The organism is Rhizobium favelukesii (assembly GCF_000577275.2).
Classification (GTDB): Bacteria; Pseudomonadota; Alphaproteobacteria; order Rhizobiales; family Rhizobiaceae; genus Rhizobium; species Rhizobium favelukesii.
Map to the genome: position 1 here is coordinate 2,749,159 of NZ_HG916852.1, position 20,651 is coordinate 2,769,809.

The window sequence follows — 20,651 nt, forward strand, 5'->3', positions numbered from 1 at the left end:
CCGCGACGCGATGGGCGTGGACAGGGACAGTTTCCTTCATCAGGTCGCTCCACTTCGGTCAATGAGGCCAGTTCCGGACAATCGACACAAACGCCAGCATCATCAACCGTCAAGGCGTGGATCCAGCATTCTGAAGACCGTGCAGGTAGGCAACGGCGCGCTGCGCCTGAGCGGCGGCCTGGAAAATGAAGCGCTTGTCGTCTTCAGCACCAAGAGCCATGATGCAAGATAGCTCGCATGGTCCGGGCGCGGCTCCATCTCCGGAACGATGCCGAGATCGGCCGCGAGAAACACGGCACCCAATTCGGCGATCAGCTCTTCGCGTGCGCGCTCCGACCGGTCTTTCGCGTATCTGGAGAGATCACGATTGAGGCGATGTGTTGCACCGACCCAGTGAATTTCTTCATGGGCCAGCGTTGCATAATAGCTTTCCACATCCCTGAACGTTTCGATCGGAGGCATCTGGATGTCGTCCGTCCCTGGCGCATAGAACGCCTTGTCACCGCCATGACGGATGACGGCACCGGTTGCTGCGAAGAAGGCGTCGGCGTGACCGATCCTGTCGACACACCGCACGCTACTGTCCTCACTCGAGTAGGTTTCGGGAAGCCCGTCGATCTGCTCGACATTGAAGACGGTGTAGGCCTTGAGGAAGGGAATATCGCGTTCGACCTCCTGCCCCTCGCCGTCGGTTTCGATCTTGCTGATACGGTTGGCGTAAACCACCATCGAGCCCGTCTCGCCCTTGCGGACGCAAGCGCCAAGTTCCACTGCCTGGCGAAACGTCATCCATGTCGATGACGAAAAACCGCGTGCCATGCTCTCCGACCAGAGCAGCAGCACGTTGATGCCCGAATAGGGCTCGCCGTTATGGCGCAAGGGCCGCGAAACGCGTCCGCTCAGATGCTTCGCGCTCCATGGCTGCACCCACGGCCGCACGCCCTCGTCGAGCGCGGCAACGATCTTGTCGGTGATGCGTGCATAAATGTCTGCACGCTCGCCGATATTCTTGTCTGACTTCTTCATGGTCTTGTTCCTCAACTTTGCGAACCGCGCCCTTCGCGGTTCGTCACGGCGGTCGAGGAAGCCGAGGCCGGAGGCGGTGCACCCGCTGGCATCCAGTTGGTAATTCGATCATCACAGGCGGGCCGAAACGACAGTGGAGGACGGCTTGCCGTTGCGACCGTCCATCTCCGGACCCGGCTAGACCGCAAAACGGGACGAACCGTAATCGGCAAGGCCTCATCAGACGACATGGGGAAAGGCCGGTGCGCGACGCGCACCGGCCTTGTTTCGGAGATGAAGGGGCTTTCGCCCCTTCCGGTCAGTCGAAGGCGGACATCTGCAGCGAAGCCGCCCTCTGGTCGATCGATGAGCGGAAGGCGCAGCGCCTGTGCGCTCATATGGCTTCCAGGTCTCGCCGGTGATCTCTTCGTAGGCGCTGACAGCGCCTTCTGCGGCCATACGCAGAACGTGGGCCTGCAGGCCGATGTCGGCTGCGAATTCGCGCTTGCGCTGGGCGCGGCTGCCAAAGCCGACCGGGCCTTCGAGATCCTCGTCGCGATAGTCGTTCGAAAGCTTGGTGGTGAGATCGCGCGCTTCCGTGACCGAGCGGCTGTAGAACTGGCCGGCGCCGTAGGCGGAGCCAACGAAGGAACCGACGATGCGCTGCATGTGGATCTGCATGGCCTTTTCGGCCAGACCGTCTTTCAGTGCCGCAGCACTTTCGATCAGTTGGGCATGGTGAAGTTCGCGGATACCGTCGCTGTCCACGACGGCCAGGCCGAAGCTTTCGGAGATGCGTTGTGCCTGTGCGCTGTCCGGGCAGGCGTGGCGGACCATCTCGAAGGTGGTGGCGCGCTGGGCGGCTGGGCGGGCTTTCGGGCCGGAACGGTTGAGCGATGCCATGATGAATGTCCTTGTTTGGGTTGGTTGAGCGAAGCCCGGGGCTGCCGATTGTCCGGCGCTGTCCCTCGGGTGCGGTCGACACGAACCGGCGAAGCAGCCTGGCCCAAGGTCAGGACGATGCGTGGCGAGAAAGGTGGGGTTGCGGACAATGCGGGCCGCGTCCACGGTCTGCAGTGGACGCGGCCACGCCTTGCGAAGCAAGCGTCGAGACTGCCGCCCCGCGGCGCGGAACGCGGCCTTTGATCGGGCTGCCGTCCGGTTCAGACCGCAGCAGAACCGAGGGGCTGCGCCGGATGAACCGCTCGACGTGCGCACTCATCCAACGCGGCGGGAACATCATCGTCGCCTCGCGGTTCCTCGCCAGAAGCTCATCTCAGACGACGCCGATCTCGGAGGCAACCCCGCGGCAGCTTCAGTCCCGCACGTCGTGTTTCAGGTAGACGATGCTGTGCTGTCGCCGGAGACCAGGCCCGCGAGTGTGGACTTTAATTATATTCATTATGCGCCAAGCGACGATTATTACGACGACCACTGATCACGAACACCGCAGAGATCATCATTCCAATCATTCGCGCGTGGCCGCAGTCGATAGAAATCGCAACCCTTGGCATCGGCGATGGCCCGCAGTGCGTCGGCAAAAGCCTCGCCCTGACTGTCACGATCGGTTGCGGCCACCAGCTTTCGATCCCGCCGTGACAGCGCCGAGACAGCAGCCTGAGTGCGCGGCGACCAACCACCCGCGGTGCTGGCATAGAGGGTGTCCTGGCGCAGGCCCTCGATTGCCGCCAGACTGAGAGCGTCGATCGCAGATTCGGTAACGCAGACACGGGTGGGCGCTTCGCTGCCAAACCGAAAGAGCGATTTGGAGCCCCCCGTGGCAAAGCCGCGCCACCCGTCGCCCCTCTCCTCCCAGCCGACAACCACGCGGGCCTCTCGATGCGCAAACCATGCGCTCCCATACGGGCCCGACCGCAACCAGCCATCCGCGACAGCCTTTGCAAGGATCGCCGGCGGGAGACACCGTGTCTTGGAGAGATAAAGGAGAATTCTCGACCCAGCTTTAGGCATGGCTCGCGCCGCCCAGCGGGCCGCCGGCGTCGCGGCAGATGATCGCGGTTTTGGATTGCGCTCGGGGTGCGACCATATGGAATCGGCGACGCGCCACCCGATCAGGTCCGAGGCTACTTTGAGCGCCGACTGAAACCCCAGGCCTTCGATATGGCGAAGCAAATCGAAGATATCTCCCTTGCGATCAGACAGCGGATCAAACCAACCCTTGCCGTCATGGATGACGATGATGATCTCAGCCTCGCGTCTGTATTTCACTGCCCGTCGCGTGCTCTCCTTCAGGTCCACGCGCCAACCGCCGCGTTCAAGGACTGCCCCGCAAGAGATCTTCTCTCGCAATGCCTCTATGTCGTCGCGCACCATCGCTCGTTCTCCTTCACTTTCATTCTCTGAGGACAACTTCCAAAGAGCGCGAAGGCCGATGGACGCAAGGGCGCGCTATCTACTTGACGATGAGTGAGACGTGATGCGCGGCAAAGCCTCCCTTGTGTGCATCCGGCCGCAAGCGCCAGACGTCATTGCGAGGGTCGCCTTGATGACCGCTTCCGCCAGGGATGGATGCCCGACACAGGCCGGGCAGGTTTCCGCTATTCCGACAGCCCGGCCCGCAGGGCGGCGCAAAACCGCCTCACAACGCGACGAAATCGGCTGTCGTTACGTTGGCATCAAAACGCGCAATTCTCCTTAAACGTGTCACGAGATTGCGGTTGCACGCCTTTGCGGGGAGACGATGGCAGCGATCAAGTTGAAGTCCTACACATCTCCGACCCGGATCCTGCTTGTGCTCGATTGGGAAAGGGGAAGCCAGATGAATGATTTCCTCGGATTGGCGATCAGGCGCACTCCAGGGTCAGAGGCGCCTGACAAGCCGGCCGACCAACCACACAGGGACGCGTGGGAGATGGAAGGCGAGCAACCGCGCTTTGCTTGCGAGCATCGACCAGCTCTTGCCCCAGACGGGGAGAGCCGAGAGGTCAGCCTACCCGTTGGTGATCCTCTCGAGCCCTCTCAGGGGACCCGAAGGTGCCCCTGCGTGTCCTTTTTGGCGGAAGGACAGGAGCAACTTAGGCAGAGTGCGCGCGCTTGGAAAGTTGGACCAAGGTCCGATTGGAAGGAGGGAGGCTGCAGGAGGGTTGGTCCGCGACATCCTAAAGCCTCCCTCATCCTTCGGGGCAGAAGGACATGGGTCACTTAGCGCTCACAGAACGCTCGGGTAGTCGGACTTAGGTCTGACGAGTTCACCGCCATTTTGCGAGTCTAGCGGTATTTCCGGCACAACCGCTCGTCACAGGAGTGCCGGATGAAGCGGAAACGCAGGAGGAACTAGAGCCCGTGCGCTAGGACCTTCTGGCAGCCTGGCGACAAACGCTGCATGTTTTCCCTGAGGCAGGCGATGCCGCGTCCGCCGCCGAGCGGAACGGCACGGCAGTAAGACCGGAAGTCCGGCCCGCAGGCCTCGCGGGCAATGACCATTTCCTCTCGCGGTGAAAGCTGAGGTGCGGCGGCGGCCGGCGCTGCGGCCTTGGGGGTGCCGGTATCCGGCGTCGCCGGCGCCGTCGACGCATCGGAAGACGATTTCGGCGCGGTGGCCTTGCTACCTCCGCCGAGCGCGCTGATTGCCTGCTTGCAACCCGACGAGAGCGACGCTTCGTGCTGCTGCAGGCAGGCAAGCGCCTCCTTGCCTCCCGGCGTGACGCCGGAGCAATTGGATATGAAATCGCTGCGGCAGGCGGACTTGATTGCGTTGCGCTGCGCGTCGGTCGGTTGCTGCGCCAAGGTGGCGCCCGCTAACAAGACGACGCCCAGCACGGACAGGCCAAGTCTCATTCTCCACATGCCGCGTTTCGCGTATGCGATTTCCAGTGACGACGACGAGAAATTTTCCATAGTTCCTCTCCTTGCGGAAATCACAGTGTCGACGATGTCGGCATCGTGAGGGCGGCTTTAGCCCTCTTCCTGCGAGGGCGCTCCATTGCTTATCCACGGGCCGAAGGTCGAGCGCGGCGGCCCGTTCGTTCTTCGCCGGGAATAGCAATTCTCAATGCGGCGTCAGTTCTGGTCAGCGGCGTGTCGATGTTGGTCCTTGACGCCGCATACCTACGTCTGTGCGTCAGGCACCGCCACCGCGCGGCGCTTCCGGTATTCCTCGAAGTGCTGCAGGATCACGTAGAAGGACGGCACCAGCAAAACCGCCAGGCACGTCGATGCAATCATGCCGCTGAAGACGGAAATGCCGATCGATCGGCGCGCGTTGGCGCCGGCACCTGTCGCCAGCACCAGCGGCACCACGCCAAGGATGAAGGCAAACGACGTCATCAGGATCGGCCGGAAACGCAGCCGCGCGGCAAGCACGGCGGCAGCGGCGATTTCCATGCCCTGCATGCGTTTTTCACGTGCATATTCAACGATCAGGATGGCGTTCTTCGAGGAGAGCGCGATGAGCAGAATGAGGCCGATCTGGGTGTAGAGATTGTTGGCAACGCCGAGCGCCGTCAGTGCGCCGACCGTCCCGAGCAGAGCGAGAGGAACGGCGAGAATGACGGCGAACGGCAATATCCAGCTTTCGTACTGTCCGGCCAAAACGAAATAGACAAGCAGAATGGCAAGGCCAAAGACGTAGTAGATCTGCCCGCCGACCGCCCTCTCCTGATAGGACAGCGCCGTCCACTCGAAGTCGGCGCCTGGCGGCAGCGTCTGATCGGCAATCTGCTCCATGACATCGAGCGCCTGCCCCGAACTGAAGCCGGTGGCGGGACCCCCGACGATCGTGGCGGTAGGATAGAGATTGTAGAGGCTGATCAGCGACGGCCCCGGCACGCTCGTGACATCGATCACAGTACCAAGCGGCACCATGGTGCCATCGCCGGCCTTGACCTTCAGGTTGCGGATATCATCCGGCCGCACCCGGAAATTTGGAGCCGCTTGCACATAGACCTGAAAGGTACGGCCGAACTTGTTGAATTGGGTAACGTAGCTCGATCCGACGTAGCCCGAGAGGGCGGAGAACACCTGCCCGACCGTGACGCCAAGCGTCTCGGCCTTGATGCGATCGACCGAGACCTCAAGCTGGGGAGCATCCGCGCGGAACGACGTCTGCAGCCGCTGCAGCGAGGATTGCGAATTCCCGTGTTCGACGATCGTATCGGCCAGCGCCTGCAGCAGCGGAAAATCGAAGCTACCGTCCTTGAGCAGCACCTGCATGGTGAAGCCGCTGGCATTGCCGATGCCCTGGATCGCAGGTGGGACCACGACCAGCGTCTTGGCCTGCATGATACTCTCCAGTGCGCCATTCAGATGCTGGTATATCGACAGCAGATCCTGGCCTTGTTCCTTTCCCCGCACATCCCAGTCCTTGAGAACGACATAGGCGACACCGGCGTTCGGCAGGCTTGCATTGTTGTCGATGATCGAAATGCCGCTGATCGTCAGAACCTGGTCGACGCCCGGCGTCGCCTCGGCGATCTCGCTGACCCGCAGCATCACGGCATCGGTGCGTTCCTTCGACGCACCATCCGGCAGTTGCGCGCTGATCAGCACGTAGCCTTGATCCTCGATGGGAAGGAAGGCGGTCGGAAGCCGGGCGAGCCCCCAGAAGGCAACACCAATCAGCGCCAAACCCACGAGGACTGCGATGGCACTCTTGCGCACAAGGCCGCCAACAAGCCGGGAGTAGCCGTTCTCCGCGGCGTCATAGATACGGTTGAAGCCGCGATAGAAAATGTTGCGCTTCTCGGGCGCAACGGGTGGCCGCAGCCAAAGGGCGCATTGCGTCGGTTTCAACGTGATCGCGTTGATCGCGCTGATCAAAGCGGTCGCGGCAATGACGAGCGCAAATTGTCGGTACAGCTGCCCCGTCAACCCAGGCAGGAAGGCAGCCGGAATGAAGACGGCCATGAGAACCAGCGTAATACCGATGACCGGGCCGAGAAGCTCGTCCATCGCCCTCTCTGCCGCTTGCCTGCCGGGCATCCCCTCCTCGACGTGACGTGACACGCCCTCGACGATGACGATCGCGTCATCGACGACGATGCCGATCGCAAGGACGATCGCAAACAATGTCGACAGGTTGACGGTGAACCCAAGGGCTGCCATCGCCGCAAAGGCACCGATGATCGTCACCGGAACGGTCGTCGCCGGCACGAGCATGGCCCGCCAATCCTGCAGGAAGAGCAGGATCACGATCAGCACCAGAACGCCGGCCTCGATCAGCGTCACGTAGACTTCGCGAATCGACGCCTTCACGAATTTCGTCGTATCGAACGGCATGTTGTATTCGAGGCCAGGCGGAAAGCTCTTTGAAAGCTCCGTCATCTTCGCCCTGACGGATTCGGCAACCGCGATGGCATTTGCTTCCGGCAACTGGAAAATGCCGATGCCGGTGGCGGGGCGCCGGTTCTGCAGGAATGATTGGCTATAGGTTTGAGCGCCAAGCTCGACACGGCCAATGTCGCGCACGCGCGTTATCCGGCCGCCACTGTCGGAATCGACCTTGACGATGATGTCTTCGAAGTCGGCGACTTCGTTGAGACGTCCGCTGATATTCAACGTGTACTGAAAATCCTGGCCGCTTGGCACTGGCGGCAATCCCACCTGCCCTGCCGTGACCTCCTGGCTCTGTTGCTGAATGGTGTTGACGACGTCCTGCGGCGTCAGTCCCCGGGCTTGCAGGAGATCCGGGTCCATCCAGATACGCATTGCGTACTGGCCCGCGCCGAAGACGGAGACATTGCCGACGCCTGGAAGCCGGGCGAGTTCATTCTGCAGGTTGATGACGGCATAATTTGACAGAAAGAGGCTGTCGTAGCGGCTATCCGGCGAGGTGAGGCTGACGAAACCGAGGATCGATGTCGACTTCTTCTGCGTCGTCACGCCTTGCACCTGCACCGCCTGCGGCAGTGAGGGCATGGCAATGGCGACACGGTTCTGCACGAGGACCTGCGCCTGGTCGGGGTCCGTGCCGATCGCGAAGGTGACGGTCAACGAATAGGTGCCGTCGCTGGCGCTGGTCGACTGCATGTAGAGCATGTTTTCGACGCCGTTGACCTGCAATTCGATTGGCAGTGCAACGGTGTCCACCAGGGTCTTGGCGCTCGCGCCCGGATAGCGCGTCGTCACCTGCACGGTGGGCGGAACCACGTTCGGATATTGCGCAACCGGCAACTGGAAGAGCGCGACGGCACCGATCAGGACGAACACCAGAGCAAGGACATTTGAGAGCACCGGCCGCTCGATAAAGAAGCGCGAAATCATCTTGTTCGCCTCCTGGATCGGGTCCGGTGCCGTCTCATGGGACCTTCGATCCGCTGGGATCGCCTGTTGCCGCGGCGGCGTCTATCGTGATTTTCTCTGGCGTGACCGTCATGTCGGGCACGGCCCGCTGGATGCCGGCCATGACAACCCAGTCGCCAACGTCGATACCCTGCTCGATGACCCGCATCGAGCCATCGCGCTGGCCGATCTTGACCGGTCGCTGTTCGATCACGTCGTCCTTGCCCAGCACCAGCACATAGTTCCCCTGCTGGTTGGTGCCGATCGCATCATCGCGAACGAGAAGCGCCTTGTCCTGATGGGCCACCGGAACACGAACCCGAACGAAAAGGCCCGGAAGGAGGGCGTGGTCCTTGTTGTCGATGATACCCCGAACCGAAAGCGTGCCCGTCGAGGCATCGATCTGCGGAGCGACATAGTCGAGATGGCCCTTGTGCGGATATCCCTCTTCGTCCCCCAGCCCGATTTCCACCGGTATGGTTGGGAGATCGACTTGTGTCAGCTTGCGTCCTGCCTTTGCGAGGCTCTGCTTGATCCTCAGCACCTGCGCTTCGCTGACGTTGAAATAAACGTACAGCGGATCGGTTTGCACGATGGTGGCAAGCTTTGTCGGGCCGGACACTCCGACCAGAGCGCCGACATCGACGAGATGATCGGTCACCGTGCCATCGAAGGGCGCCACGACCTCGGTATATCCGAGATTGATGTTTGCAAGATCGAGGCTGGCCTGCGCGTTCAGAATGGAGGCGTTTGCCTCATCGAGCGTCGCCTTGGCGCTGTCGACAGCCGTCTGCGTCGTTACCTGCTGCTTGTTGAGATTGAGTTGCCGGTCGTATTCCTGCTTCGCCCCGACCTGCGACGCCTGCTGCGAGGCCAACTGCGCCTGAGCTTGATCGACCTGCGCCTTGTAGGTGTCCCGCTGGATGCTGAAGAGCTTGTCGCCCTTCTTCACTGCAGTGCCATCCTTGTAGTCGACCGACTCAAGAAAGCCCTGGACGCGCGCTTCGATATCGACGGCGCTGATAGCATCCGTATTGCCTGTCAGCTCGAAGTATTCAACTACCGGCTGTTGCAGGGGTTGCGCGACATTGACCTTGGGCGGCGGCGGCGGCACATACGCATTGCCCCCGTCGTCGCACGCCGATAAGCCGGCGACCACTGCCAAAATCCCGATAAACTGCAGCCCTCGATACGATCTACCACGCATTTCCCTGCCTCGATGAATGCACGAGCTTCGGATTTCATGCGTGCCTCGCAGTGGATCCCAACACTCCAGGGACCGAGGCGGAGTGTAGTATGGGACAATATTTCCGCGAAAGGCAATAGCAACGCACGCGATAAATATTTGCCGATACAAGCCGAGATGTGCGAAACGAGATGAACTTACAGTTACATTTCGGCAGCAAGAAAAACAAACGTGCAGTAGCTGCGCTTCCGTCCGATCGGGCGGAGGTTGCCGAGCCGTTTTCGAAGTGTCTCAAAGGCATGCCGTAAAGGAGTAGGCTCGCCTAGGCCTTCTTAGCGATGGCAATGCCGCCGGCAACCTTAACGTACCCAGCATTCGACGCGTACCCCATCAACCGTTGCCAAAGTGAGGGCCGTGACATGTCGAAATTCATCTTGCCGACGCGTACGGATTTTCGCCTTTGCGCTCGCAGTCGCGTTTGCCTCTCTTGACGTCAGCATGGGGGGCAATGACCTGACAACCTTGACCTTCAGGGCGTCCACGCCGGCCGAGGCCGTGATCGGACGCCCGCTGACGCCGCTCTCCTACGCGGGCGTCGCCCGCCGGACCACCCGCCGTGTCGTGCGTAGGACAAACGTCTACATCAGCACTCTGTCGGCGGGCTGCGTCTATGGAGCGTACTATGGGGCTACTATTACCGCTGCGGATCGCTCTACTACGCCAAGAGCGGCGCTACCTATGTGCAAGTGGTGATCGAATAGAAGGCTCGAGCATTCACGTCTGCTTCAAGGGCAAGTCAGCAAAGGAATGGCGCTTGAGACACAGCGACAGGCGCATCACGTGCGCCGTGCGCATGTTCCATGAACTGCCCGGCCAGCAGCTGTTCCAGTATATCGACAACCATGGCGCCTCCCATCCCATCCAGTCGCAGGGATGTGAACTCCTGCATAACGGGCATCCGGAACCGATTTCAGCTCGCGGCAATTCCGCACCTCGGGTGCCACGCAATCGCTGCGATAGCGCTGGCCGCGCTCGAACCGCAGCAAAGCCAGCGTGGACGCGGGCGCCAGATGAACGAGATCATCGATGCGGTTGCCGCACGCCTAGTCACCACACGCACTGTGTGTCGGTCCTCCTATATCCATCCAAAAGTGTCGAAAGCGAAATGGGCGAGCTTGCCAAGCTCGCTGGTGCGCGGCCGAGCCGAAGCGTCAGATTGTTGCGCTGGATGGACCAGGGGGAAATCGTTGTGCCACGCTGGTTGAAAGGCCTCAACGGCCGCTGACAGCGGCTGGTTCACTGCATTCGCACGCTTCACGACGATTGCAATGGAACCAAACCGCACCTCAGTCCGTTATGGGCCATTGCCGCGAATGCGGCCACGGGAGATGGCGCCAGGGCGCCAGGGCGCAAATGGCACGTCAGACCTATTGGAAGGGCTATCTCAAGCTGTCACTCGTCACCGCCGCGGTATCGCTGACGCCGGCGACAACGGAAAGCAACCAGCTTCGATTTCATGTTCTGAACCGAAAGACGAAGAACCGCGTCGAAAGCCGCTACGTCGACAGCGTCACCCGCAAGCCGATTGCCGACAAGGATCAAGCCCGAGGATATCCGCGCGGCGAGGACGACTACGTCATTCTCGAAGACAAGGAACTCGACGAAGTCGGCTTGGAAAGCACGAAGACGATCGATATCGATACGTTCGTGCCGCGCGGCTCAATCGACTGGATCTGGTATGACAAGCCACATTTTCTTACCCCGGAGGACAAGGTCGGCACCGAAGCTTTCTGTGTGATCCGCGAATCGATGAACGCAAACGATGTCGTTGGCATCGCCCGGCTTGTTCTCTACCGGCGCGAGCGGGCAGTCCTGCTTGAGCCGCAGGGCAAGGGCATCATTCTCTGGACGCTGCATTTCGGCGACGAGGTTCGCCCGCCGGCAGCGACACTGGACAGCCACAGCAAGGTGGATGACACCGTGCTCTCCCTGATGAAGAAGCTGGTGAAAGACCGGACCGAGGAATGGCAACCGGCCATGGTGCAGGACCCGATCCAGAAACGGCTGAGAGCAATGATCCGAGCAAAGCAGAAAAGCCTCGTCAAAGCGACACCACCATCTTCCAAGGGGCCGCCACCGAAACCGACGGGCAACGTCGTCAATATCATGGACGCACTGAAGAAAAGCCTCGCCAAGGAAACAGGCCGTCCGAAATCTCACTGAGACATCGCAACCAGCGGTCCGTTATTTTTGCTTCTCGAGCGGGACGGCGGCGGCAAAGAAGTCCGCCCACGGATCGCTTCGCAAGGTATCGAGACGCGCCGGAGCGTTGTCGACCGTGAAATAGGCCGGACCGATTTCCTCGGTCAGCTCTTTCCACTCAAGCGGCATGGAGACGGCAGCGCCGGGGCGTGCTCGCGTCGAATAGGCGGCGACGGCCGTATTGCCGCGCCCATTGCGCAGATAGTCGATGAAGATCTTGCCGTTCCGCTTCGCCTTCGTGGCGGTTGCCAGATATTTATCCGGCTGATCTTTCGACATACCATCGGCGAGCGCCTTGGCGAAGGCCTTGACCTGCGTCCAGCTGGCCTTCGGTTTCAGCGGCGTCACGACATGCAGCCCCTTGCCGCCGGAGGTCTTGACGAAGGCCGCGAGACCGACCGCCTCCAGACGCTCCTTCAGTTCATCGGCGGCGGCGATCACATCCGTCCAGCTGACGTCATCAGCCGGGTCAAGATCCATCGTGATCATGTCGGGCCGTTCCCAACTGCCTGTCGTGGCACCCCAGGGATGGATCTCCAGCACCGCGGACTGGACAAGCGCAATCATCCCGTCGAAGTCCATGATGCGCAGCAATTTCTCGCCGCCCCTGTCCTTCGGATCGGTGATCTCTTCGATATTCGAATTCATGCCCTTCCAGGCATGCTTCTGAAAAAACCGCTGTCCGCCAATACCATCAGGACAACGCAGCAGCGCCAGCGGCCGCTTGGTGACATAGGGTTCGATGAAGCGCCACACCCGCGCATAGTAGCTGGCCAGCCCCTGTTTTGTGATGCCCTCCTCCGGCCAGTAGATGCGATCCGGGTGGGTGAGCGTGACGCTGGACTGAGGCAGTTCCTCAGCGGTCTTACTTGTTGCTTCGGGCATCACATCCTCTGGCGCCTTGTCGTCCCTCAAGCCACGAAACGCAGCATGCCGCAAGTTGCCGTCGGCCGACCAGGCCTGAAACTCCACCTCGGCAACGAGCTCCGGCCTGACATAGACCAGCCCACGGCGCTCTTCGGCAGTGAGTTCATCGTCAAACGAATTCTCACTCTGCTCCATCGCCGACAACTTGTCATAGAGATCTTGTGCGACATTGACGCTGAAGCCCGTTCCTACCCTGCCGACATGCTCGAGCTTGCCGCTGCGGTTGACGCCCATGGCAAGCGAGCCTATCGCATTTTTCATCGAGGTCGACGGCACATAGCCGCCGATGACCAGTTCCTGCCTCCGCAGGCATTTTGATTTGACCCATTCGCCCGTGCGCCCGGACACATATTCGCTGTCCGCCAATTTCGAAATGATGCCCTCAAGACCGAGCTGGCGGACATGGTCCAGCACCAAGGCACCCTTCTCGGCGAAATGCTCGCTGTAGCGGAGCCTTCCGTCAGCGTCTGCCAGCAGACCCAACAGCAACTCCTTGCGGCTGGTGAGCCGGACTTGCTGCAGGCCGTATCCGTCGAGATAAAGCAGATCAAAGGCGTAAAAGACAAACCGATCGTGACGCCCTTGGCTGAGATCGTTCTGGAGGGACGAAAAGTCGGAGGCGCCGTTTTCCCGCTCGACGACGATCTCTCCATCGAGGATCGCTGACTTGGCCGGCAGTGCTGCGAAAGCATCGACAATCTCTTGGCCGAACTTCTCGGTCCAATCGAGGCCGCTGCGCGTGAGCAGGGTCGCCCTGCCATTCTCAAGCCGTATCTGCAGCCGGTATCCGTCAAATTTGATTTCGTGGATCCACCCTTCGCCCGACGGCGGTTTGGCCTTGAGCTTGGCAAGCTCGGGCTTGACAAAGGCAGGCATCGCGGCCTTTTCGGCTCCCTTCGGCCACTCATGGCGTTTCGGCTTGGCCGGGGTCGCTGCAGGCTTGGCGGAGGTCGGCTTTGACGTGCCCTTGGGGCGGGAGTTCCAGGTGGCGTCAGGGTGCTTGGCAATCTCTTCGATCTTGCGGCCGCTCTTGACCGATTCCGGCCGCTGTTTGAGAATGTCGCCCTTGTGGCGCGCTTCCTCGTCCTCGGCCTTGATGAGCAGCCAGTTCTCCTGTCTCTCGGCCGGTTTGCCGTGCATCCGAACCAGATGCCAGCGGCCGCTGAGTTTCTCACCGTCGAGGTCGAACTCCAGATGGCCCTTCTTGTAGCCCTTATGCGGATCGCCATTCGGCGTCCATGTTCCCCGATCCCAAACAAGCACCGTGCCGCCACCATATTGCCCCTTCGGGATGGTGCCTTCGAAGTCGCCATAGTCCAGCGGGTGATCTTCGACGTGAACGGCAAGCCGCTTTTCATCGGGATTGAGGCTTGGCCCGCGTGTGATGGCCCAGCTCTTCAGCGCGCCATCGAGCTCAAGCCGGAAGTCATAGTGAAGTCTCGTCGCATCGTGTTTCTGAATGACGAAGCTGAGCGCTGCAGGCGCGGCAGACTTGGTGCCACGCCGGCTTCCTCGCGGCTCCGGCGTCACCTTGAAATTGCGCTTTGCCTGATAGGCCTCCAGAGCCATGGTCAGCTCGCCTTCGGCTGCCCGCTAGCGGCGCGTTTGCTTCCCGGTGGTTTAGCACTCAGCTTGGCGCTCTGGCGCAGGGCGTCCATGAGATCGATGACCTTGCCCTGCGGCTTTGGCTTCGCTCTCGGCAGCTCCCTGCCGTCGATTTTCGCCTTCACCAGCTCCGAAAGCGCCGTCTCGTAGCGATCGTCATATTCCTGCGGATTGAAGGCGCCCTTTTTCGTGCCGATGATATGGCCGGCCAGTTCGAGCATTTCGTTGTCGAACTTCATCTCCGGAATGTCCTTGAAGACCGTATCCGGCTTGCGGACCTCGTAGTCGAAGCTCAACGTCGTCGCGACGACATAGTCGTCCTGCGGCCGGATCAGAACCGTGCGGTTACGGCGGAACAGCACGGCCTCTGCGATCGCCGCAACCTTTTGATCGTGCATGGCGCGAGCGATCAGCCCGAGCGCCTCCTCGTCATCTTCGCCCGCCGGCGCGAGATAGTAGGGCCGATCGAAATAGAGCTTGTTGATTTCATTGTAGGGTACGAAGTTCTGCACGTTCAGGACTTTGTCGCTCTGCGGCATGACACCGGCGATCTCGTCGCCCTCGATGACAATGTATTCGCCGTTGTCCAACTGATATCCCTTGACCTGGTCATCCCGTTCAACCGGCTTGCCGTTCTCGCTGTCAACGAACTGGCGCTCCACGCGATGGCCGGTCTTGCGGTTGATGATGTTGAATGAGATGCGGTCCGAGGTGGAGACGGCAGTGTATAATCCCACGCCGCATACGAGGTCTCCGACCTTCAGATGGCCTTTCCAGCTTGCCCGAGCTGCCATGACATTCCCCTCAGTTGTCGTTTTGCAGTTTACGCCGGCGCCTTTCGTCCAAGGCTATGATCTTCTCAACGGATGCGACGTCGTCGCTCGTCACCACCGGAACCGGGTCGGCAGCGATGGCTTCGAGCACATCCTTCGATAGTCCTCCGTTGCGGATCACCCATTCAAGGGTCTCACGGGTCTGGCGTTCGGCCTTGAGCTGCGCGTAGAGCGCAACAATCAGCCGGTCTCGGGCATCCATCTGCCCGCTCTTGCGATCGATCTTTCGGATGTGAGGCACGTGATCACCCGCCCGCATTTGCAACGAGAGGATTCAACAGATTGGAGGCAAAAAAGTTCCGGGACTGCGCGGCTTCAGCACTCTTTTTTGCTTTCAATGGCAACCCTAGAACCGCAGCCGAGCAGAAAGAAACGATCTCCTCCTTGCCCTCTCAATGTTTTGCCGGCCCCCCTCGAGATCGTGGAGCCGGTTGCTGAAACCGGATCGCTCGCTGGAAAAGTGCCTTCCAGTCCCTCGTCGAGCTGTTCTTCTATGGCGCTGCGATCGGCTGCCGCACGAGGGCTCGGCCGCCGTCAGTCGATCAGAGTTGACTTCGCCCCATTGGCGGCAGCCATCTCCAGCATGACCGCCTTGGCTCGTTGCACAACAGGACGGAAACCACCTCGCCGCCAACGCCTACGAATTCGATCGTGAAGCCCGGCTTGCCGCCCATTTCGGGAATGACCTACGTGCCGACGACCTGCATGACGTTCTGCTTCAGCTTTTCTTCTTCTTGAGAGGCGCAAGCCACAACCGGATGTTGCGAGTTGCGACCAGCGGCGCGGTATCCAGCGCGCAAAAAAATAGCCACCGCTTGCACGGTGGCTGGGAGTATGAGGTCAAGGACCTCCAGAGGGAACAGTTGCGTCATCGACCGGGAGGTTGGTCGACATGCGTCAGCAACCATCGCCAATATGCAGCTTTGGCGCCGTGCGCTCAATCAACCACGGACCGAAATCCGCTGTTTGCGGAAACCATCTTTCCAGATTTTCGCGGAAACGCGCGATATTCTACCCGCTACAGCGTCCCGGGCGGCTCAGCCGTGCGGAGCCCCTTGCGCCGAAACGAGGAGGATCAGGGCTTGGACGGCCTCGCCGGCCCGGTCGATTCCCGCAGGATGAGTTCGACAGGCCACAATTCGTGGATCTCCAGCGGGGACCGCCCCGACAGCAGCTGCAAGACAAGATCGGCGCAACGCGATCCGGCTGCACGCATCGAAGACCGCGTCGCCGAAAGCGACGGCACCATGTTGTCTGCTGTCAGGTACGGAAAAACGTCGTCGTGGGCGATCACCGAGACGTCCCTGCCGATCTGCAGCCCCAGCGATCGAACCGCGCGATAGACGCCGAGCGCCGTCATCATGGATCCCGCCACAAAGGCAGTCGGCGGGTTCGGTTGTTCCAGGAAGGACCGCGCGAAACGAAAGCCAAGCTCGTCGGTGAAGTTTCCGTTCGCGATCAGCTGCGCATCGGGTTCCATACCGTGGCTTTGGAGGGCCTTGCGAAACCCGCTGTCTCGATGAAGGGCGTAGGTGGCGCCCGGCCGCCCATTGATCATGGCAATACGCCGATGGCCGAGGTCGATCAGATGCGATGTTGCTCGTTTGATCGCGGCTTCGTTGTCGATGTCGAGCCAGGCATGCGGTACGTCGATGGCGGATCGGCCGTGCACAAGAAACGGCATGCCGAGTTCGTGGAGTAGCGCAATGCGCTCATCGTCGGGTTTGGGCGAATGCACGATGATGGCGTCCACGCGTCGACTCTCCACGAGTCGTCGATAGAGCTGCATCTCGTCTTCATGGTTCGGATCCGCCATCGGGATGACGAGAATATCGGTCTCCTCCGCCACCAGTCGCTCCGCCATACCGGCCATGAACTCGGCGAAGTGGAATTCGCCGGCCCGCCCCATCACCACGCCGATCGCCCCGGCCCTACCGGTCTTCAGCCGCACTGCATTGACGTTCGGGCTGTAACCCAGCCGGACCGCAGCCTCCGCAACACGTGCACGTGTGGTCTCGCTCACCTCGGGATAGCCGCTCAGCGCCCGACTGACGGTTGTCGGGGACAATCCCACCTGCTTCGCGAACTCTTTAAGCTTCATACGGCATTGTGTCTTTCGTCCTGGCCTACCTGGCTGGACGCCAGCAGGTGCTGTCTTCCTTATGGCCTAAGCGTCGCAGTTCGCAAACAGCCAAACCGTTTTCAATTCTAGATATTCCTCGGCGGGCGATCCTGTTCTTTTCCCACAACCGAAATCAGCGCCATCCCTATGATTTTTCTTTGTTATCAATATGTGATTGCGGTTGTGCGACTTTGACACGAGTGCCCGCTTGACTCAATATCGACCTTCTGACAGTTTTTTCCAACCAAACCGTTTTCAATTTTCTCAATGTTTGGTTCTTTTGGGAGGAAGATATGAAGTTTCGTTTCACAGCGGTCGCCATTGCTGCCGCGTTGATTGGCGTCGCACAGCCGTCCTTCGCCGCCAGCATCAGCATTTCCGCCAGCTCCACCGGCAAGAACCTGGAGCTGTTCCGCAAGCAACTCGACGCCTTCGAGAAGGCAACCGGCAACAAGGTCAGCATCGTGACCATGCCATCCTCCTCGACCGAGCAGTTTTCGCAGTACCGCCTCTGGCTGGCCGCCGGCAACAAGGACGTCGACGTCTATCAGACGGACGTGATCTGGGCGCCGCAGCTGGCCGACCAGTTCGTCGACCTGAAGGATGCGGCCAAGGATGTCGTCGGCGATTTCTTCCCGTCGATCATCGCCTCGCAGACCGTGAACGGCCGCCTCGTCGCCATGCCGCTCTACACCGATGCACCGGCGCTGTTCTACCGCAAGGACCTGCTCGACAAGTACGGCAAGCAGCCGCCGAAGACCTGGGACGAAATGGCGGCAACCGCCAAGGAAATCCAGGAGAAAGAACGCGGCGCCGGCCAGAAGGATCTCTGGGGCTTTGTCTTCCAGGGCAACGCCTATGAGGGTCTGACCTGCAACGCGCTGGAATGGGTCAAGTCGTCGGGCGGCGGTCAGATCATCGAAGCGGATGGCACCATCTCCATCAACAACGAGAAGGCTGCAGGCGCGCTCGACCGTGCCAAGGGATGGATCGGAACGATCTCTCCTCCCGGCGTCCTCGCCTATCAGGAAGAAGAGTCCCGCGGCGTCTGGCAGACCGGCAACGCCGTCTTCATGCGCAACTGGCCCTATGCCTACGCGCTCGGCAATGGCGCAGACAGCGCCGTCAAGGGCAAGTTCGACGTGGCAACGCTTCCCGTCGCCAAGGACGGTGACACCCCGTCCTCGACGCTCGGCGGCTGGAACCTTGCGGTCTCCAAGTATTCGCAGAACCAGGACGCCGCGATCGCGCTCGTCAAGTTCCTGACCTCCCAGGAAAGCCAGAAGCAGCGCGCCATCGAGCTGTCGAACCTGCCGACGCTGCAGGCGCTCTACGACGACAAGGACATCGCTGCCGCGCAGCCATTCATGCCGAACTGGAAGCCGATCTTCCAGAACGCCGTTCCGCGTCCCTCCGCTTCGGCCAAGGTCAAGTACAACGAGGTCTCCTCGAAGTTCTGGACCGCCGTTCACAATTCCCTCTCCGGCAACGGTACTTCCGCAGAAAACCTCGAGCTTCTCGAAGCCGATCTGACGTCGCTTAAGGGCGACAACTGGTGATCGACAGTACCGGCAGCGGCGGAACCCCCGCCGCTGCTTACTTCTGAAGACGCCATCGTCAATCGCCTCAAGAAGCGGGGACCTCATGACTGAAGCCGCAATGTCTCAAAGCGTCGGATCGCGAGCGCGCGCCGCCAGCACCTCGTCGGATTTGCACGCCGAGCGCGTCCGCTCTGCCTGGATGTTCCTGGCTCCGACCCTGTTCATTCTGGCAGTCGTTGCCGGATGGCCTCTTTTCAGAACCATCTATTTCAGCTTCACGAACGCATCGCTCACCAGCCTCGGCGACGCGCAGTTCGTCGGCTTCAAGAATTACCTCTCCTGGATCACGCTCAAGAGCGGGCGCACCGTCTATAGCGGCCTGCTGGCCGATCCCGCCTGGTGGGGCGCCGTCTGGAACACGATGAAATTCGCGTTTCTGTCAGTGACCATCGAAACCGTCCTCGGCCTCGTCGTCGCCTTGGTGCTGAACGCCCAGTTTCCAGGCCGCGGCATCGTGCGCGCCGCCATTCTCATTCCCTGGGCGATCCCGACCATCGTTTCCGCCAAGATGTGGGCCTGGATGCTCAACGATCAGTTCGGCATCTTGAACGACATCCTGCTTGGCCTCGGCCTGATCAGCCAGAAGATCGCCTGGACCGCCAATCCCGACACGGCGATGATCGCGGTGCTGATCGTCGATATCTGGAAGACGACGCCCTTCATGGCGCTGCTCATTCTCGCCGGCCTGCAGATGGTCCCCGCCGATATCTACGAGGCGGCCAAGATCGACGGCATCAACCCGATCCGCGTCTTCTGGCGGCTGACGCTGCCGCTGGTGCGCCCGGCCATCATGGTCGCCGTGATCTTCCGTATGCTGGATGCCATGCGCATCTTCGACCTCATCTATGTGCTGACGCCGAACAATGCACAGACCAAGACCATGTCTGTCATGGCGCGTGAAAACCTGTTCGATTTCGACAAGTTCGCCTACGGGGCAACCGCTTCAACCGTGCTCTTCCTGATCATCGCAACGGTTACCGTGCTCTACATGTGGCTCGGTCGCGTCAAGCTCGGTGGGAGCGAACGCTGATGTTGCTGACCCTGACCAAGAACACGCTCTTCTATCTGCTCGTCACCGTCATCGTCATCGTTGCGGTCTTCCCGTTCTACTATGCGATCCTGACGAGCTTCAAAGCTGGCACGGCCCTTTTCGAGGTGAACTACTGGCCGACTTCGATCTCGCTCACCAACTACACGACGGTCCTGACCACAGGCAGCTTCATTCGTAGCCTCGGCAATTCTCTGCTCGTCGCCTGCCTCGTCGTCGCAGCCTCGCTGCTGCTCGCCGTCACCGCGTCCTATGCGCTTGCCCGCGTCAATTTCCGCGGCCGGGCACTGCTGATGCTGACGATCCTGTCGGTCTCGATGTTCCCGCAGATCGCCGTGCTCGCCGGCCTGTTCGAGCTGATCCGCTGGATTGGCATCTTCAACACGCCTTTTGCGCTGATCTTCTCCTACATGATCTTCACCCTGCCCTTCACGGTCTGGGTGCTGACCACCTTCATGCGCGATCTGCCGATCGAAATCGAGGAAGCGGCGATCGTCGACGGCGCCTCCCCCTGGGTCATCATCACGCAGGTTTTCATGCCGCTGATGTGGCCTGCTTTGGTCACCACAGGCCTGCTTGCCTTCATTACGGCCTGGAACGAATTCCTCTTCGCCCTAACATTCACCTCGTCGGACGCTCAAAGAACCGTGCCGGTTGCCATCGCCCTGCTTTCGGGCGGCAGCCAGTTTGAAATTCCTTGGGGCAACATCATGGCGGCATCCGTCATCGTCACGGTACCGGTCGTTGTCCTGGTCCTGATATTCCAGCGACGCATCATTTCCGGCCTGACAGCCGGCGGCGTCAAAGGTTGAAGAAAGCAAGA

13 protein-coding genes and 4 pseudogenes are annotated in these 20,651 nt (G+C 60.7%); 5 read left to right on the forward strand and 12 right to left on the reverse strand.

Translation table 11 applies throughout. The features are described from left to right. Positions 1-109: 109 nt before the first annotated feature. From LPU83_RS52205 to LPU83_RS52230, 6 genes and pseudogenes are all read right to left on the reverse strand, one after another. Positions 110-1,026 (reverse strand): annotated as a pseudogene (locus LPU83_RS52205) (ArdC family protein). A 219-nt stretch (positions 1,027-1,245) separates the two neighbouring features. Continuing rightward, positions 1,246-1,908 (reverse strand): hypothetical protein, encoded by a 663-nt coding sequence (locus LPU83_RS52210; RefSeq protein ID WP_225039686.1) that lies wholly within the window; start codon positions 1,906-1,908, stop codon positions 1,246-1,248. Between the two features lie 519 nt (positions 1,909-2,427). After that, positions 2,428-3,339, reverse strand: a complete 912-nt coding sequence (locus tag LPU83_RS52215; RefSeq protein ID WP_024317537.1) for a DUF3991 and toprim domain-containing protein — start codon at positions 3,337-3,339, stop codon at positions 2,428-2,430. A 960-nt stretch (positions 3,340-4,299) separates the two neighbouring features. Continuing rightward, positions 4,300-4,764 (reverse strand): annotated as a pseudogene (locus LPU83_RS52220) (hypothetical protein); the annotation flags it as partial. A 309-nt stretch (positions 4,765-5,073) separates the two neighbouring features. Further along, positions 5,074-8,226 carry an efflux RND transporter permease subunit gene (locus LPU83_RS52225; RefSeq protein ID WP_024317539.1) on the reverse strand — a complete coding sequence of 1,051 codons (3,153 nt, stop codon included), beginning with the start codon at positions 8,224-8,226 and terminating at the stop codon, positions 5,074-5,076. A gap of 34 nt (positions 8,227-8,260) precedes the next feature. Then, positions 8,261-9,451 (reverse strand): efflux RND transporter periplasmic adaptor subunit, encoded by a 1,191-nt coding sequence (locus LPU83_RS52230; protein ID WP_024317540.1) that lies wholly within the window; start codon positions 9,449-9,451, stop codon positions 8,261-8,263. Between the two features lie 393 nt (positions 9,452-9,844). Here LPU83_RS52230 and LPU83_RS74175 point away from each other — a divergent pair. Further along, positions 9,845-10,191: pseudogene (locus LPU83_RS74175) on the forward strand (hypothetical protein). A gap of 35 nt (positions 10,192-10,226) precedes the next feature. Here LPU83_RS74175 and LPU83_RS52240 read toward each other — a convergent pair. Continuing rightward, positions 10,227-10,379 (reverse strand): hypothetical protein, encoded by a 153-nt coding sequence (locus tag LPU83_RS52240; protein ID WP_157997357.1) that lies wholly within the window; start codon positions 10,377-10,379, stop codon positions 10,227-10,229. Positions 10,380-10,843: 464 nt separating this feature from the next. Here LPU83_RS52240 and ku (LPU83_RS52245) point away from each other — a divergent pair, with 464 nt between their 5' ends. Then, positions 10,844-11,653 carry a non-homologous end joining protein Ku gene (ku, locus tag LPU83_RS52245; RefSeq protein ID WP_024317541.1) on the forward strand — a complete coding sequence of 270 codons (810 nt, stop codon included), beginning with the start codon at positions 10,844-10,846 and terminating at the stop codon, positions 11,651-11,653. Positions 11,654-11,674: 21 nt separating this feature from the next. Here the strand turns inward: ku (LPU83_RS52245) and ligD are convergent, their stop codons facing one another. From ligD to LPU83_RS52265, 5 genes and pseudogenes are all read right to left on the reverse strand, one after another. Then, entirely contained in the window at positions 11,675-14,188 is a 2,514-nt protein-coding gene (gene ligD / locus LPU83_RS52250; protein ID WP_024317542.1) for a DNA ligase D, read from the reverse strand. 2 nt (positions 14,189-14,190) lie between these two features. Further along, on the reverse strand, positions 14,191-15,018 hold the full coding sequence (gene ku, locus LPU83_RS52255; protein WP_024317543.1) for a non-homologous end joining protein Ku: 828 nt from the start codon (positions 15,016-15,018) through the stop codon (positions 14,191-14,193). 10 nt (positions 15,019-15,028) lie between these two features. Then, on the reverse strand, positions 15,029-15,259 hold the full coding sequence (locus LPU83_RS52260; protein ID WP_263622950.1) for a hypothetical protein: 231 nt from the start codon (positions 15,257-15,259) through the stop codon (positions 15,029-15,031). A gap of 113 nt (positions 15,260-15,372) precedes the next feature. Then, positions 15,373-15,731, reverse strand: a pseudogene (locus LPU83_RS75360) (hypothetical protein). A 401-nt stretch (positions 15,732-16,132) separates the two neighbouring features. Beyond that, positions 16,133-17,158, reverse strand: a complete 1,026-nt coding sequence (locus tag LPU83_RS52265; RefSeq protein WP_024317546.1) for a substrate-binding domain-containing protein — start codon at positions 17,156-17,158, stop codon at positions 16,133-16,135. 314 nt (positions 17,159-17,472) lie between these two features. On the opposite strand from LPU83_RS52265, the gene LPU83_RS52270 reads away from it, so the two are divergent. The 3 genes from LPU83_RS52270 to LPU83_RS52280 all read left to right on the forward strand — a co-directional run bounded on the left by LPU83_RS52270 (position 17,473) and on the right by LPU83_RS52280 (position 20,640). After that, the gene (locus LPU83_RS52270) at positions 17,473-18,738 is read left to right on the forward strand and encodes an ABC transporter substrate-binding protein (RefSeq protein ID WP_024317547.1); all 1,266 of its coding nucleotides are present in this window, start codon (positions 17,473-17,475) and stop codon (positions 18,736-18,738) included. An 85-nt stretch (positions 18,739-18,823) separates the two neighbouring features. Next, on the forward strand, positions 18,824-19,810 hold the full coding sequence (locus LPU83_RS52275) for a carbohydrate ABC transporter permease (protein ID WP_024317548.1): 987 nt from the start codon (positions 18,824-18,826) through the stop codon (positions 19,808-19,810). Continuing rightward, positions 19,810-20,640, forward strand: a complete 831-nt coding sequence (locus tag LPU83_RS52280) for a carbohydrate ABC transporter permease (protein ID WP_037069880.1) — start codon at positions 19,810-19,812, stop codon at positions 20,638-20,640. The genes LPU83_RS52275 and LPU83_RS52280 overlap by 1 nt, the downstream gene beginning before the upstream one ends. The last annotated feature ends 11 nt before the right edge of the window (positions 20,641-20,651 follow it).